The following is a 15,664-nucleotide window of genomic DNA, read 5'->3' on the forward strand; positions in this document are numbered from 1 at the left end:
CCATAATCTGGCTCGTCATGCAGGAGAGAGTGGCCGTCCGCGCCACCGCCGAAGGCGCAAGCGCACCCGCAATCGCTCAGGCAAAAGGACTGCATCATCGGACTGGCCGCAGCCAGTTCGCCGAATCTGGAGAGCGGCATCCGCGGATGCCCACCGAAGGGGCTAACGGCCGCAAGGCCGGAAAATCTCAGGTGCAGGGACAGAGGGGTGTAGGGAATAGAGCAACACTACACGCTTTTGCTAAGGACGCACCGATGACGGCCCCGAAACGCACCCCCCTGTTTGAATCCCATATCGCCGCCGGCGCCAAGATGGTCGATTTCGCCGGCTGGGAAATGCCCATCCATTACGGCTCCCAACTCAAGGAACATGAGATCGTGCGCAGCGACGCCGGCATGTTCGACGTTTCCCATATGACGGTGCTGGACATCAGCGGCCCGGACGCCAAAGTCTGGCTGCAGCGCTTGATCGCCAACGACGTGGCCAAGCTCGGCTTCGAAGGCAAGGCGCTGTATTCCGGCATGCTCACCCCCGACGGCACCGTGGTGGACGATCTGATCGTCTATCTGACCTCCTACGGCTACCGCATGGTGATCAACGCCGGCACCACCGACAAGGACCTGGCCTGGATGGAAGGGCGCAAGGCGGATTTCGACGTGGACATCAAGGTGCGCCGCGATCTGTCCATCCTGGCGGTGCAGGGCCCGCAGGCCATCGCCAAGGTCTGCGCGGTCAAGCCCGAGCTCGCCGACGTCATCCAGGCCTTGAAGCCCTTCCAAGGCCAGCCCGCCGGCGATTGGTTCTATGCCCGCACCGGCTACACCGGGGAAGACGGCCTGGAAGTGATGCTGCCCGGCGTTGAGGCCGCGGCCTTTTTCCAGCAACTGCAGGCCGCCGGCGTGGCGCCGATAGGCCTGGGCGCGCGCGACACGCTGCGCCTGGAAGCCGGCATGAATCTCTACGGCCACGATATGGATGAAACCGTTTCCCCGCTGGAGGCCGGCATGGGCTGGACCATCGCCTGGGAACCGGCGGAGCGTGATTTCATCGGCCGCAAGGCGCTGGAGGCGCAGAAAGCCGCCGGCCTGAAAACCAGACAAGTGGGCCTGGTGCTGGAAGGCCGCGGCGTGCTGCGCGAAGGCCTGAAAGTGGTGGTGGAAGGCGTAGGCGAGGGCGTGATCACCAGCGGCACCTTCTCGCCCACCCTCAAACACTCCATCGCGATCGCGCGCGTGCCGGCCGGCACCGGCGATACGGCGCTGGTGGACCTGCGCGGAACCTTGACCGAGGTGCGCGTGGTCAAAATGCCGTTTGTGCGCAACGGCAAAAAAGTTTTCGCCTGAGCGGCGTGCTTGGGCAGGCCGCGCGACGCGGCCGGGAATATCGTTTAAGACCTGGATTTGACTGGAGACACTCATGAGCAACATCCCCGCCGAACTCAAATACGTTGAAAGCCACGAATGGCTGCGCCTGGAAGCTGACGGCTCCGTGACCGTGGGCATTACCGAGCACGCGCAGGAACTGCTGGGCGACATCGTTTTCGTCGAATTGCCGAAAGTGGGCGCCAAGCTCGCCAAGGAAGAGCAGGCCGGCGTGGTGGAGTCGGTGAAAGCCGCTTCCGACATCTACTGTCCGATTGCCGGCGAAGTGCTGGCCATCAACGAGGAACTGGAAGCCGAACCGGAACTGGCCAATGGCGAGCCCTACGGCGCCGGCTGGTTCTTCAAGATCAAGCCGGCGGATCCGGCGGACCTGGACGCCCTGATGGACGCCGCCGCCTACGCCAAGGAAATTGGCGCCTGATGGTGAAAACCGCCTCGCAGTCCTAATCGGCCGCGAGGCGTTTTTTTCGCCCGGTTATCCAGCAACACCCGATTGGCCGCGCAAGCCGCGGCGCGGACGGCAAGCACAGAAGGTCCCGTACTCATGTCTCTCTCCGAACTTTTCAACCGCAAAGAATTCATCTCCCGCCACATCGGCCCGTCCGACGCCGAGCGCGAGCAAATGCTGGCCGCCATCGGCGTGGCCTCCATCGATGAACTGGTGGCGCAGACGCTGCCGGCCGACATTCACCTGAACCGCAAGCTGGAGCTGCCGGATCCGATGCCGGAAGCCGAGGCGCTGGCCGCACTGAAGGCCGTTGCCGCCAAGAACGTGGTCAATAAATCCTTCATCGGCCAGGGCTATTACCCGGTGCTGACCCCGACGGTGATCCTGCGCAATCTGCTGGAAAACCCGGGCTGGTACACCGCTTACACTCCGTATCAGGCTGAGATCGCCCAGGGCCGTCTCGAAGCCTTGCTGAACTTCCAGCAAATGGTGATAGACCTGACCGGTCTGGAACTGGCCAACGCCTCCTTGCTGGACGAGGCCACCGCCGCCGCCGAGGCGATGGCGATGGCGCGCCGCGTGTCCAAGGCCAAGTCCGGCCAGTTCTTCGTAGACAGCCGCGTGCTGCCGCAAACCCTGGACGTGATGCGGACCCGCGCCAAGTACTTCGGCTTCGAGCTGGTGCAGGGCCATCCGGAAGAGGCGGGCAAGGGCGAATACTTCGGCGCCCTGTTCCAATATCCGGGCGAAGCCGGCGATCTGATCGACCTGACCCCGCACATCGCCGCGGTCAAGGCCAAGGGCGCGGTGGCGGTGGTGGCCGCCGACATCATGGCCTTGGTGGCGTTGAAATCGCCGGGCGAGATGGGCGCGGACGTGGCCATCGGCAATACCCAGCGCTTCGGCGTGCCCATGGGCTTCGGCGGCCCGCACGCCGCTTACTTCGCCTTCAAGGACGAGATGAAGCGCTCTGCGCCGGGCCGCATCATCGGCGTGTCGGTGGACGCCAAGGGCAAGACCGCGCTGCGCATGGCGCTGCAGACCCGCGAGCAGCATATCCGCCGCGAAAAGGCCAACTCCAATATCTGCACCAGCCAGGTGCTGCTGGCCAATATCGCCGGCATGTACGCGGTGTACCACGGTCCGGAAGGCGTCAAGCGCATCGCCGCCCGCATTCACCGCCTGGCGGCCATTTTCGCCCACGCGGTCAAGGCCGCCGGCGGCAAGCTGGTGTTCGACCGCTTCTTCGACACGGTGCAGGTTGAGGCGCCCAAGGCCGAGGCGGTGTATCAGGCGGCGCTGGCCGCCGGCTACAATCTGCGCCGCGCCGGCGGCAATGTGCTGGGCGTCGCCTTCCACGAGGCGGCCAGCGAGGCCGATCTGGCTCGTCTGATCGAAATCTTCACCGGCAAGAGCGCCGACATCGCGGCGCTGGACGCCGCGGCCGCCGACGCGATTCCGGCCGGACTGAAGCGCGAATCCGCCTTCATGAGCCACCCGGTGTTCAACACCCATCATAGCGAGCACGAGATGCTGCGCTATATGAAGAAGCTGGAAAGCCGCGATCTGGCGATGAATCATTCGATGATCTCGCTGGGCAGCTGCACCATGAAGCTGAACGCCACCAGCGAAATGATCCCGATCACCTGGCCGGAGTTCGCCAATATGCATCCGTTCGCCCCGCGCGAACAGACGGTGGGCTATCTGGAAATGATCGCCGGCCTGGAAACGCAGCTGCGCGCGATCACCGGTTTCGACATCATTTCGATGCAGCCCAATTCCGGCGCCCAGGGCGAGTACGCCGGCCTGCTGGCGATCAGCCGTTACCATGAGTCGCGCGGCGACGGCCAACGCAATATCTGCCTGATTCCGCGCTCCGCCCACGGCACCAATCCGGCCACCGCGCAGATGATGAATATGCAGGTGGTGGTGGTGGATTGCGACGAGGCCGGCAACGTCGACGTCGCGGATCTGAAAGCCAAGGCCGAGCAGCATTCGGCTCAGCTGGCGGCGCTGATGATCACCTATCCGTCCACCCACGGCGTGTTCGAGCAGCCTATCCGCGAAATCTGCGCGATCATCCATCAGCACGGCGGCCAAGTGTATATGGACGGCGCCAACCTCAACGCCCAGGTGGGCTTGTGCCGTCCGGCCGACATCGGCGCCGACGTGTCGCACATGAACCTGCACAAGACCTTCTGCATCCCGCACGGCGGCGGCGGCCCGGGCATGGGCCCCATTGGCCTGAAAGCGCATCTGGCGCCCTTCATCGCCAACCACGTGGTGGCCTCGGTGCCCACCGCCCAGCCGGGCCAGACCGCGGTGTCGGCGGCGCCGTTCGGCTCAGCCTCCATCCTGCCCATCTCCTATATGTATATCGCGATGATGGGCGCGGAAGGCATGAAGCAAGCCACGGAGAACGCCTTGCTGTCCGCCAACTACGTGGCGACGCGGCTGGCCGAGCATTTCCCGGTGCTGTACACCGGCGCCAACGGCCGGGTGGCTCATGAGTGCATCATCGATCTGCGTCCGCTCAAGGCCTCCAGCGGCGTGACCGAAGTGGACGTGGCCAAGCGGCTGATGGATTACGGTTTCCACGCGCCGACCATGAGCTTCCCGGTGCCGGGCACGCTGATGATTGAGCCGACCGAGTCCGAGCCCAAGGTCGAGCTGGACCGCTTCATCGCGGCGATGGCGGCTATCCGTCGGGAAATCGACCAGGTGCAGAACGGCGTGTGGCCGGCGGACAACAATCCGCTGTGCAACGCGCCGCACAGCAAGGCCGACATCGCCGGCGACTGGCAGCGTCCGTACAGCCGCGAAACCGGTCTTTTCCCGCTGGACTATGTGCTGGAAAACAAGTTCTGGCCCAGCGTCAACCGCATCGACGACGTATACGGCGACCGCAATCTGGTGTGCAGCTGCCCGTCCACCGACAGCTACGCCTGATCCGTGCAGGCGGACGCCAAACCACCCCGGCCCTGGCCGGGGTTTTTTTACGCATAGACGCGTCGATACGGCACTGGAGTTGAGTGGATATACGACTATCATATTTAATGAGGAATATGACGGCAGTCTTGCCGCCCTTGATCCGCGAATCCCACCTATAGGAGGCTGCGTTGGCGTTGAACGCGCAGGTTGCGATTGCCGCACCGGATTTCCAGCTGCTGTTCGAACGGGCCCCCGGCCTGTATTTAGTGCTGGATACCGATTTCAACGTCATCGCCGCCAGCGATATTTACCTGCAGACGACCTTGACCCGGCGCGAGTCCATCCTGGGGCGCAATCTGTTCGACATCTTTCCGGTCAATCCCGCCGAGCCGGAAGGCGAGGGCTCGCGCAATCTGCGCATCTCTTTGCAGCGCGTGCTGGCCACCGGAGTCGAGGACAGCATGGCGATGCAGAAATACGATATCCCTCGGCCGGACGGCAGTTTCGAAGAGCGCTATTGGAGTCCGACCAACTGGCCGGTGAAGCGCGCAGACGGCAGCGTGGCCTGCATCATTCACAGCGCGCAGGACGTCAGCGAGTTCGTGCGCCTGAAACGGAGCCAGCCGCAGCAGAGTCAGCCGGCGGAATGGCGGGCAATGGACGCGGCGGCGCTAGAAGCGGAAATGGTGAACCAGCATGCGCAAATCGCCCGGGCCAACACCGATCTGAAGGAATCCAATAACGAACTGGCCCGCTTGAATCAGCAGATGCGCGAGCTGGATCAGATGAAGACCCGCTTCTTCGCCAATGTCAGCCATGAGTTGCGCACGCCGCTGACTCTGATTCTGGGTCAGGTAGAACGCTTTTTGACAGGCCAGGCCGAGCCGGAGGAGAGCCCCAATCTGCTGATGATCCAGCGGCAGGCGCGCATGTTGCTGCAGCAGGTCAACGATTTGCTGGACGTGGCCAAGCTGGACGCGGGGGAACTGAAGCTGCGCTACGCTCAGCTGGACCTGGCCGAGCTGGTGCGTCACGTGGCCTCTTATTTTACTTCGCTGGCCAGCGACCGGCATATCGACTACCAAGTGGCGGCGCCGAAAACGGCGTCGGCGCAGGTGGACGCGATCAAATTGCAGCGCGTATTGCTGAACCTGCTGTCCAACGCCTTCAAGTTCACGCCGGACGGCGGCCGCATTCAGATTGCGCTGGAGCTGAGAGGAAGCCAGGCCGGCATCCGGGTGCAGGATAACGGGCCCGGCGTGCCGGCCGAGATGCGCGACAAGGTGTTCGAGCGCTTCGTGCAAGTGGAGGACGGCGATTACGGCCGGCACGGCGGCACCGGGCTTGGCCTGGCCATCGTCAAAGAATTCATCGAGCTGCACCATGGCAATGTGAGCTTGTTCGCCGCGGAGGGCGGCGGCGCTTTGTTCCGCCTCAGCCTGCCTCTGTTGGCGCCGGCGGGTGCGCCGATAGAGTCGGAAGACTTGCGTCTGGACGATTTGCTGGCCGGCGGCGCGGTGCCCGCGCCCGCGTCGCCGCAGGCCGAGGGGGGCGCCGCGCCGGACAAGGGCGCCCAGGCGTTGGTGCTGCTGGTGGAGGACAACATCGATATGAGCGCCTTCATCGCCGGCGCGCTGGGCAAGCATTATCGGGTGATGACGGCGCCGGAGGGCGGCCGCGGCCTGCGTTTGGCGCAGAGCGAGCAGCCGGACCTGATCATCAGCGATCTGATGATGCCGGGAATGGGGGGAGAAGAGTTTGTGTCGGCTTTGCGCGGCAACCGCCAGACCGAGGACATCCCGGTGGTGATGCTGTCGGCGCGCGCCGACGATTCGCTGCGGCTGCGTATGCTGCAGAACAGCGTGCAGGAGTTCTTGTTCAAGCCGTTTTCGGTGGCGGAGCTGCTGGCGCGGGTGGGGCGCTTGATCGGCGAGCGCCGCCGCTCGGCGATGCGCTTGAAGCAGGCGCTGTACGCAGCGGAACAAATCGCCTGGGAGCTGGACCTGGGCGACGGGGTCTTGCACGAAGAGGGGCCGGTGGGGCGGATTTTCGGGCGGGCCGAGGATTATCGTCACGACAGTCTGGACGCCTTGCTGGCGCAAATCCATCCGGAGGACCTGGACGAGTTGCGCCGGCGTTGGCAGGCCTTGCCGGCCGAGGCCGGAGAAAGCCTGCACGAGTGTCAGTTTCGCGTCGCCCTGCCGGAGGCGGGGCAGGTCTGGATGCAGGTGAGCGCCAGCCTGTGGCGGGACGAACAGGGGCGGCCGCGGCGCGCGATGGGCTTTGCCCGCGACGTGTCCACGCTGAAGCGTTCGCAGCTCAATATCGAGTTTCTCGCCAAGCACGACAGCCTGACTCAACTGCCCAACCGCGTGCAGTTGAACGAGCGGCTGCAATGGAGCTTGAGGAATCATCGGCGCTCAGGGCGGAGCCTGTATCTGCTTTTGGTGGACCTGGACGATTTCCGCTTCATCAACGACAACCTTGGGCATGAGGTGGGGGACCGCCTGTTGCGCATCGTGGCTGAACGCTTGCGCACCTGCGTGAGCGGCCACGATCTTTTGTTCCGCATCGGCGGCGACGAATTCGTCGCCTTGGCCGAGAACGCCGCCGACGGCGCGGCCGACAGCCTGGCCGAGCAGGTGCTGGCGGCGCTGGCGGCGCCGTACCAGGACGGAGACCACCGCTATTTCCTGTCCGCCAGCATCGGCATCAGCTGCTATCCCTGCGACGCGGATACGCCGGAAGGGCTGATGCGCGATGCGGATATGGCGATGTACCGCGCCAAGTACGCGGGCAAGAACGGTTATTGCTTCTTCTCCGAGGATATGGCGGACGGCGTGCGCCAGCGCCTGCAAGTGGAGACCGGCTTGCGTCAGGCCTTGCAGCGACGGGAGCTGCGGCTGGAGTACCAGCCGCAGATGACGCTGCGCAGCCAGGACATGCTGGGGATGGAGGCGCTGTTGCGTTGGGAGCTGGACGGGCGCAAGCAGTCGCCGGCGGAGTTCATCGCCATCGCCGAAAAAACCGGCCTGATCATCGATATCGACGAGTATGTGTTTCGCAATGTCTGCAGCCAGGTGATGGCCTGGAGAGGGCAGGGCCTGCCGCCCTGGCGCGTCAGCGTCAATCTGTCGGCGCGCTTCTTCGGCTTGCCGGACGCCGTCGCGCGTTTGCGCGCGATCGCCGAGGAAAGCGGCGCGCCGCCGGAGCAACTGTGCCTGGAAATCACCGAGGGCACGCTGATGGACGCGGACAGCGCGATGAAGGCCTTGCCGACGCTCAAGCGCATGGGCTTTCACATCAGCGTGGACGACTTCGGCACCGGTTTTTCCTCGCTGTCCTATCTCAAGCGGCTGCCCATCGATGAATTGAAGATAGATCGCAGCTTCATCATGCGGCTGGACAGCGACGAGCGCGATCTGGCCATGGTGGCGGCCATTGTGTCCATGGCGGAAAGCCTGAGCCTGCAAGTGCTGGCCGAGGGCGTGGAAACCGAATCCCAGCACGCCTTGCTGCTGGCGCGCGGCTGCCATAGCGGCCAGGGCTATCTGTATTCGCGCTCCTTGCCGCCCGAGGAGCTGGTGTCCTGGTGGCGCGGCCGTTTCGAGTGTTTCACGGGGCGGGCGGATTGATGCCCGGCGCCGTTTCGCCGGGCAGCCAGCGCCGGTACAGCGCGGCGAAACTGCCGTCGCGCTTCATCTCGTCCAGCGCCTGTTGCCAGGCCTTGATCACCGCGTCCGGGGTCTGACGGGAAAAGGCGATGTAGCCGTAGGTGTGGGAAAAGGTCAGCGCCTTGCGCACTTGGGCCGGGTCGAAGCCCTGCTGGCGCAATTGATGCGGCAAGGTGGTGTTTTCGCTGACGATGACGTCGGCGCGCTTGCGCATCAACATGGTCAGCAACTGGTCCGGCGTGGCCACGGTGGCCAGGTTGGAGAAGTTCTGCGCGCTCAGCAGCTGTTGCAGATACCAGTCTCTCACCACCATGATTTGCGGCAGTTTGCGGGCGTCGTCCAGCGTTTGCAGTTTGATCGGGCTGTCGCGCCGCACAAACAGGCAGCCCAGGGTTTCGGTGACCGGGCCCACCCATTTGAACATGCGCTCCCGTTCCGGGGTGCGGTTGGTGTTGAACAGCACGGTGTTCGGCTGCTGTTGCGCCTGGCGATAGCCGCGCGCCCAAGGCACCACGGCAATGGGGTCGTGGTTGCCGACGCGGCGTTGTATCCCTTGCACCACTTCCACCACCAGGCCGGCGGCCTTGCCGTCTTGCTCGAAAGTCAGCGGTGGGTCATCCTCGGTCAGGATGTCCAGCGCAGGGCCCGGCGCCGCGCGCAGCGGCGCGGCGGCAAAGCTGGTCAAAAACAGGGCAAGCAGGCAGTGGCGGCGGTTCATGTCGATGGCGCTTTGTATTCTGGCTGTCCGCTTTGACTGTAGCGGCAATTTGCGCCGGGCTCAAACTCCATCCTTGGCCGCGTCGCGAATATGAATATGCATAATCGATGGTTTGTTTTTTTCGCTTATTCGCTTAACCTTCGTTTCTGATACTGAAGATGCCATGCAGTTTGATGAGGAAATGCCGATGAACAAGCAATTGACGCTGTTGGCCCTGGCCCTGGCGCCTACCCTGGCGCTGGCCGCGCGCCCGTTGACGGTGTGCACCGACGCCAATCCGGAAGGTTTCGACGTGGTGCAGTACAACTCCCTGGTCACCACCAACGCGTCGGCGGACGTGCTGATGAACCGCCTGGTCGAATACGATCCGGCCGCCCGCAAAGTGGTGCCGGGCCTGGCCGCGTCTTGGCAGGTCAGCGACGACGGCCTCGGTTACACCTTCAAGCTGCGGCCCAATGTGGCCTTTCACTCCACCGATTACTTCAAGCCTGGCCGCAAGCTGACGGCCGACGACGTGGTGTTCACTTTCGAACGCATGCTCAATCCGGCCCATCCTTGGTACAAGAGCGCGCCGAACGGCTATCCGCATGCGCAATCCATGCAGTTTCCCAAGCTGATCAAGGCGGTGCAGAAGGTGGACGCCAATACTGTGCGTTTCGAGCTCAACTATCCGGAAGCCACCTTCCTGTCCAGCCTGACCATGGGCTTCGCGTCCATCTATTCAGCCGAGTACGCCGGGCAGTTGCAGGCGGCCGGCCGCCAGGCGGACTTGAACGCCAAGCCAATCGGCACCGGGCCCTTCGTCTTCCGCAGCTTCCAGAAGGACGCCGTGGTGCGCTACGCGCCTAATCCGGCTTATTGGGGAGCCAAGCCCAAGGTCGGCGCGCTGATTTACGCGATCACGCCGGATTCGGCGGTGCGCGCGCAGAAGCTGAGGGCCGGCGAATGCCAGCTGGCCTTGTCGCCCAAGCCGCAGGACGTGCTGGCGGCCAAGGCGGATCCCAAGCTGCGGGTTCTGCAAACGCCGGCCTTCATGACCGCCTTCGTCGCCTTCAACAGCCAGAAAAAACCGTTGAACAACCCCTTGGTGCGGCAAGCGCTCAACCTGGCTTTCGACAAGAACTCTTATCTGAAAACGGTGTTCGACAATACCGCCACCGCGGCGGACCTGCCTTATCCGCCGAATACCTGGAGCTATAACAAGGGGGCCAAGCCCTATCCTTACGATCCGGCGCGCGCCAAGAAACTGCTGGCCCAAGCCGGCTATCCCGACGGTTTCGAAACCACGGTGTGGGTGCGGCCCAGCGGCAGCACGCTGAATCCCAATCCCAAGGCGGGCGCGGAGCTGCTGCAGTCCGACCTGGCCAAGATCGGCGTCAAGGTGCAGATCAAGGTGATTGAGTGGGGGGAGCTGATCAAGCGCGCCAAGGCCGGCGAACATGAGCTATTGTTCATGGGCTGGGCCGGCGACAACGGCGACCCCGACAACTTCCTGACCCCGCAGTTTTCCTGCTCGGCGGTGCAGTCCGGCACCAATTTCGCGCGCTTCTGCGACGCCAAGCTGGACAAGCTGATCAGCGACGGCAAGAAGAGCAGCGATTTCGCCCAGCGCGCCAAGTTGTATCTGGCGGCGCAGAAGTTGATCCAGGAGCAGGCCTTGTGGCTGCCCTTGGCCCACCCCACGGCGTATGCCTTGGCGAGCAAGGATTTGAGCGCTTACGCCGTCAGTCCGTTCGGGCGGGTGGACTTTGGACGAGCGCAGTTGAATTGAGACCGGCGGGCCGGTTGTCGACGGCCGGCCCGTCAGGCTTTGTCAGCATAAGCGAGGAAATGCCGGTTAATGTTCGAATGCGAACTTGCCTGTGCATATTTCCCCGCTTTAAGTAATTCAACATCGTATTTTTGTTGAAATGTTGTTTTAACGTATTTATTTTTTCGATTAGAAACTAGCTGCTTTCTAAGGGCGACATTGCTTGAGTGTCTGCTTGTTATCTTGAGGCGGATCGTCAAGCAGAGAAGACCGGCGGGGAGGGCGTGAGGATGTCGATGACGGTCGCCGAGCATCGTCATTGCTATGGCGCGTTTTTGTTCACATCCGCGGCGATCTTGCCGCTATTTTCGCGCGTTGCGCGGACGCCACGCCGGCGGCGAGTCCATGCTGGGGGCGTCTGGCAAGACAGTAAGACGCGCAAAATGTTCCAAATCATCAAAACTACGCAATTTAATAATAGTAATTTTAATATTTGCGACCTCTTTTTAAGAGTTATTGGGAAATAACTTTAAAAAGAACAGCATTTTTCCGGCTATCCCTAGTTGAAACTACTCACTGGCCTATTTAGCGTGCGCTCGCCCTCGCTTATGGCAAAAGTTTCGCGTATCATCAGACCTTGGTTGGGATAAACATGACATAAGAATATAATGCAAACTAGACGAACACAACAAAGTCGTAGGGAGTCCACCATTGGGAAACTGGTGGAAGCGGCCATCGAGTGTCTGCTGGAGTTTGGCTATCACGGTACCAGCGTGCAGCTGATCTGCAGCCGGGCCGGCGTCTCCCAGGGGGCCCTATTCCGCCATTTCGCCACCAAGAACGAACTGATGTTGCCGGTAGGGCGCAAGGTAGTCGACGATATTTTCGAGGCCGGCCTCAAGCTGGCGGCGGAAATGTCCAGCACGATGCCGGAGGAGGAACGGATCGTCGCGCTGATGAAGGCGCTGGTGCTGTCGCCGCGTCACATCGTGCTGATGGAACTGCTGATGGCGGCTCGAACCACCGCCGATCTGCGGGAAATCTTCCTGGCCAGTTCCAGCAACTACTTCCGCGACCGCTTCGTCGCCATGATGGCCTCGCTGTTTCCGCGTTACGCCATTTCCACCGGCTTCTTCGCCACCTTGCTGACCATGATGACCACCTTCCACGGCATGGCCTTGTACCGGATGCTGAACGAGCATCCCGAAGGCGACAAAATGCGGGAACAGTGGTTGCAGACCGCTCTGCGCAGCGAGCTGGAACGCATTCGCGCCGAAGGCGCGGACAGCCGAAATCCTTTATACCAACTGCCGTTCTAAGAAGCTGTTCAAAGTCCGCCGCACGCTGCGAGACGCGACGCGGCGAGCGCCGTTTCGAAACGCAGATGCGCGTATGCGCATAGCGCTTTCTCGGCGGTTTTCGTCTCCGCTCGCGAGCCCGTGAACGGGCTTCAAGCCTATCCCCTGCCGGCCGGCGGAAACTGAAGCTTGACGCTGAGGCCGCCGCCGGCGTTGCGGCTCAACTCCACGGTCGCCCCATGCCGGTGGGCGATCTCCCTGACGATGGCCAGGCCCAGGCCGCTGCCGCTGCTGGCGGCGCCGGCGATGCGGTAAAAACGCAGCCATACCTTGTCTTGTTCCGCCTCGGCGATGCCGGGGCCGTTATCGTCGACACGCAGCCACGGCGCCGGCAGCGCCCCGGCCGCGATCGTGATCCGCGCATCGCCGTTGCCGGAATGATAGCGGATGGCGTTGTCCAGCAGATTGCCCAGCAATTCCCGTAGCAGACCGGCGTTACCGCGCACCCATACCGTTTCCTCCCCTTCGTAACCCAGATCCGCGCCCTGGCCATGAGCCCAGGGCGCTTGTTCCAGCGCCCATTCCCTGATCCAGGCGGCCAGGTCCATATCGTCCAGTTCGATGGCCTGGCCGTTGTCCGGCTCCACCCGCGCCAGTTGCAATAGCTGGTGCACGCCGTGGCTGGCGCTGTCCAGCGAGGCGAGCAATTTGTCCAACTGCTGGCGCAATGAGGCTTCCAGCGTCTGGCGTCGCGCCAGCTCCGCCTGCGTCCGCATCACCGCCAGCGGCGTCTTCAACTGATGGGCGGCGTCGTCGATGAAGCGGCGGCGCGCCGCCTGCAATTTATGCCAGCGCACGCCCTGCTGATTCAGCGCGTCCACCAAGGGCGTCAACTCGGTGGGCAGCTCGCGGCTGGGCAGGGGGCTGAGATCGGTTTCCTTGCGCGCCACCACATTGCGCGACAAGCGGCGCAAGGGCCGCAGGCTATGGCCGACCGCCAGCAGCACGATGGCGAGCATGATGGCGCCGAGCAGCGCCTCCTGCGCCAGGGAGCCGATGAGCAGGGTGCGCGCTAACTGCTCCCTGGACTCCGGGGTTTCCGCCACCTGTATCCACACGTCCTGGCTGCGCAGCGTGCTCATGTCGCGCACCGACAGCCTCAAGGTCAGCAAGCGCAGCGTTTCGCCGTGGTAGGAAATGTCCATGTAATCGGGCTGGTAGCGGATGGTCTCGCGCCGGCGCGGAGGCGGCAGCGGCAGGTCGTCGTAACCGGTGAGCAGCGCGCCGTCCGAGCGGCTGACGCGGTAGAACACCTTGCCGGAGGCGTTGGACTCGAACATTTGCAAGGCGAAATAGGGTATGTCCACGCTGACGGCGCCGTCGTGGGCGGCGACGCCGTCGGCGATGGCGCGGCCGGAGCTGAGCAGCATGCGGTCGAAGGCGGTGTTGGCCGCCTGCAAGGCGCGGTCGTAAGTCATCCAGCCGTCCAGCGCCAACATCAGCAGCAGCGGAACGGACAGGCCGAGCAGCAATTGCTTGCGCAAGCTGGCGGGTTTGAGGCGGGAGAGGGCGAGTCGCATTTACGGTGTGGTCAATAGATAGCCCAGCCCGCGCAAGGTGACGATGGAAACCGGCTGGCCGGCCAGTTTCTTGCGCAAGCGGTGCACATAGATTTCGATGGCTTCGGCGCTGCCGCTTTCGTCCAGGCCGAAAATCTTTTCCGACAGCTGGCTTTTGCCTATGGCCTTGCCGCCTTGCAGCATCAGCACTTCCAGCACCGCGTGTTCGCGCGGCGTCAGGTGCAGCGCGTCGCCGCTCAGCTGAAACTGGCGGCCGACGCTGTCGTAGCTGAGGGGGCCTAATTCCAGCAGCGGGCTTTCGCGGCCGTGGCTGCGGCGGATCAGCGCGCGCACCCGCGCTTCCAGTTCGTTGAGGTCGAAGGGCTTGGCCAGATAGTCGTCGGCGCCCAGGTCCAGCCCGCGCACCCGTTCTTCCACCGAGCCGTGCGCGGTCAGGATCAGCACCGGCAGCGTTTGCTTGCGGCCGCGCAGCCGGCGCAGCACCTCCCAGCCGTTGAGCTTGGGCAGGTCCAAGTCCAGGATGGCCAGCGCGTAATCCTGGGTGCGCAGCACATGATCGGCGTCGCTGCCGTTGAGCATGCAGTCCACGGCGAAACCGGCCTGGCGCAAGGCCTGGGCCAGTGATTCGGACAGGGCCGGGTTGTCTTCCACCAAGAGCAGGCGCATGGTTGGGTCACTGAAAGCGGATTGAAAGCTTTACTCTAATATCATGGCTGGGGAAGCGAAGCCAATAGAGCTGCGCGATTCGAAAGATGTCGCGAACATCTTCATCTACCTAGGAGCAACACCATGAATAGAGTCAGAAGCTTGTCCGCGCTGTGCTGCGCGCTGGGTTCCGCCGCCGCCTGGGCGGCCGTGCCCGCCGGCTATCCCGCCAGTTATCAGAATCTGGTGGACGCCGCCGTCAAGGAGGGCAAGGTGGTGGTGTATTCGGCCACCGACAGCGCCGCGGCGCGGCCCCTGATCAAGGATTTCCAGGCCTTGTATCCCGGCGTCAAGGTGGAATACCACGATATGAACAGCACCGAGATCTACAATCGCTTCATCAGCGAGAACGCCGCCAGCAGCGCCAGCGCCGACGTGGTGTGGAGCTCGGCGATGGATCTGCAAGTGAAGTTCGTCAATGACGGCTACGCCGCCAGCTACGCTTCGCCGGAGGCGGCCAATCTGCCGTCCTGGGCGCATTATCAGCAGCAGGCCTACGGCACCACTTACGAGCCGGTGGCCATTGTCTACAACAAGCGCTTGCTGAAGCCGGAGGACATCCCGCAGACCCGCGCCGATCTGGTGCGCATCCTCAAGGCGAATCCGGCTCGCTTCAAGGGCAAGGTCACCACGTACGATGTGGAGAAGTCCGGCGTCGGCTTCAACTTTCTGACCCAGGACGTCCGCCATAACGCCAACGGCGCCTGGGAGCTGGCGCGTGCGCTCGGCGCCAGCGGCGTCAAGCTGCAAACCTCCACCGGCGCGATGATGGAGCGGATTTCCTCGGGCGAAAACCTGATCGGCTACAACATCCTCGGTTCCTACGCTTACGCCAAGGCGAAGAAGGACCCGGCCATCGGCTATGTCTATCCCAAGGATTACACCCAGGTGGTCAGCCGGCTGGCCATCATCTCCAAGAAGGCGCGCAATCCCGGCGCGGCGCGGCTGTGGCTGGACTATTTGCTGTCCAAGCGCGGCCAGAGCGTGCTGGCCAACCAGTCCGAGCTGTTCTCGCTGCGCAGCGACGTGAGCGGCGCGGCTTCCATCGCCGCCTTGAACCAGCAATTGGGCGGCAGCGCCAAGCCTATCCAGGTGGGTACCGGCCTGCTGGTCTATCTGGACCAGGCCAAGCGGCTGGATTTCATGCGTCAGTGGCAGCAGGCGCTGAAGAAATAGCG

The 15,664-nt window shown here is 63.3% G+C and carries 10 protein-coding genes and 2 riboswitches; of the genes, 7 read left to right on the forward strand and 3 right to left on the reverse strand.

Going from position 1 to position 15,664, the window contains the following annotated elements:
• Nucleotides 1-10 precede the first annotated feature (10 nt).
• Nucleotides 11-102: riboswitch (glycine riboswitch) on the forward strand.
• Between the two features lie 14 nt (nucleotides 103-116).
• A riboswitch (glycine riboswitch) is annotated at nucleotides 117-213 on the forward strand.
• Nucleotides 214-254: 41 nt separating this feature from the next.
• From gcvT to ACODSD_RS17400, 4 genes are all read left to right on the forward strand, one after another.
• Nucleotides 255-1,343 carry a glycine cleavage system aminomethyltransferase GcvT gene (gene gcvT, locus ACODSD_RS17385; protein WP_227107183.1) on the forward strand — a complete coding sequence of 363 codons (1,089 nt, stop codon included), beginning with the start codon at nucleotides 255-257 and terminating at the stop codon, nucleotides 1,341-1,343.
• A 73-nt stretch (nucleotides 1,344-1,416) separates the two neighbouring features.
• Nucleotides 1,417-1,803 carry a glycine cleavage system protein GcvH gene (gene gcvH / locus ACODSD_RS17390; protein ID WP_107798347.1) on the forward strand — a complete coding sequence of 129 codons (387 nt, stop codon included), beginning with the start codon at nucleotides 1,417-1,419 and terminating at the stop codon, nucleotides 1,801-1,803.
• 123 nt (nucleotides 1,804-1,926) lie between these two features.
• A complete protein-coding gene (gcvP, locus tag ACODSD_RS17395) occupies nucleotides 1,927-4,779 on the forward strand; it encodes an aminomethyl-transferring glycine dehydrogenase (protein WP_488877920.1) in 2,853 nt (950 codons plus the stop codon).
• 176 nt (nucleotides 4,780-4,955) lie between these two features.
• A complete protein-coding gene (locus ACODSD_RS17400; RefSeq protein WP_488877921.1) occupies nucleotides 4,956-8,396 on the forward strand; it encodes an EAL domain-containing protein in 3,441 nt (1,146 codons plus the stop codon).
• Here ACODSD_RS17400 and ACODSD_RS17405 read toward each other — a convergent pair.
• Complete coding sequence (locus ACODSD_RS17405; RefSeq protein WP_227107189.1) at nucleotides 8,377-9,153, reverse strand: substrate-binding periplasmic protein; 777 nt, start codon at nucleotides 9,151-9,153, stop codon at nucleotides 8,377-8,379. The two genes, ACODSD_RS17400 and ACODSD_RS17405, sit on opposite strands and share 20 nt — an antisense overlap.
• Before the next feature lie 187 nt (nucleotides 9,154-9,340).
• On the opposite strand from ACODSD_RS17405, the gene ACODSD_RS17410 reads away from it, so the two are divergent.
• Both ACODSD_RS17410 and ACODSD_RS17415 read left to right on the forward strand, forming a co-directional pair.
• Nucleotides 9,341-10,924, forward strand: a complete 1,584-nt coding sequence (locus ACODSD_RS17410; RefSeq protein ID WP_107798351.1) for an ABC transporter substrate-binding protein — start codon at nucleotides 9,341-9,343, stop codon at nucleotides 10,922-10,924.
• Between the two features lie 647 nt (nucleotides 10,925-11,571).
• Nucleotides 11,572-12,222, forward strand: coding sequence for a TetR/AcrR family transcriptional regulator (locus tag ACODSD_RS17415; protein ID WP_107798352.1), 651 nt, complete (start codon nucleotides 11,572-11,574; stop codon nucleotides 12,220-12,222).
• A 137-nt stretch (nucleotides 12,223-12,359) separates the two neighbouring features.
• Here ACODSD_RS17415 and ACODSD_RS17420 read toward each other — a convergent pair whose 3' ends face one another.
• Nucleotides 12,360-13,781, reverse strand: a complete 1,422-nt coding sequence (locus tag ACODSD_RS17420) for a sensor histidine kinase (RefSeq protein ID WP_488877922.1) — start codon at nucleotides 13,779-13,781, stop codon at nucleotides 12,360-12,362.
• Nucleotides 13,782-14,447, reverse strand: coding sequence for a response regulator (locus ACODSD_RS17425; RefSeq protein ID WP_081546142.1), 666 nt, complete (start codon nucleotides 14,445-14,447; stop codon nucleotides 13,782-13,784).
• A gap of 123 nt (nucleotides 14,448-14,570) precedes the next feature.
• Between ACODSD_RS17425 and ACODSD_RS17430 the strand changes: the two genes are divergently transcribed.
• Nucleotides 14,571-15,662, forward strand: coding sequence for an ABC transporter substrate-binding protein (locus ACODSD_RS17430; protein WP_107798355.1), 1,092 nt, complete (start codon nucleotides 14,571-14,573; stop codon nucleotides 15,660-15,662).
• Nucleotides 15,663-15,664 lie beyond the last annotated feature (2 nt).

It is taken from the genome of Chromobacterium sp. FG22, assembly GCF_057809415.1.

Coding starts and splice junctions, on each gene's coding strand:
- gcvP (WP_488877920.1), top strand. CDS start 1,927: ATGTCTCTCTCCGAACTTTTCAACCGCAAAGAATTCATCTCCCGCCAC.
- ACODSD_RS17420 (WP_488877922.1), bottom strand. CDS start 13,781: ATGCGACTCGCCCTCTCCCGCCTCAAACCCGCCAGCTTGCGCAAGCAA.
- gcvT (WP_227107183.1), top strand. CDS start 255: ATGACGGCCCCGAAACGCACCCCCCTGTTTGAATCCCATATCGCCGCC.
- ACODSD_RS17425 (WP_081546142.1), bottom strand. CDS start 14,447: ATGCGCCTGCTCTTGGTGGAAGACAACCCGGCCCTGTCCGAATCACTG.
- ACODSD_RS17430 (WP_107798355.1), top strand. CDS start 14,571: ATGAATAGAGTCAGAAGCTTGTCCGCGCTGTGCTGCGCGCTGGGTTCC.
- ACODSD_RS17415 (WP_107798352.1), top strand. CDS start 11,572: ATGCAAACTAGACGAACACAACAAAGTCGTAGGGAGTCCACCATTGGG.
- ACODSD_RS17410 (WP_107798351.1), top strand. CDS start 9,341: ATGAACAAGCAATTGACGCTGTTGGCCCTGGCCCTGGCGCCTACCCTG.
- ACODSD_RS17405 (WP_227107189.1), bottom strand. CDS start 9,153: ATGAACCGCCGCCACTGCCTGCTTGCCCTGTTTTTGACCAGCTTTGCC.
- gcvH (WP_107798347.1), top strand. CDS start 1,417: ATGAGCAACATCCCCGCCGAACTCAAATACGTTGAAAGCCACGAATGG.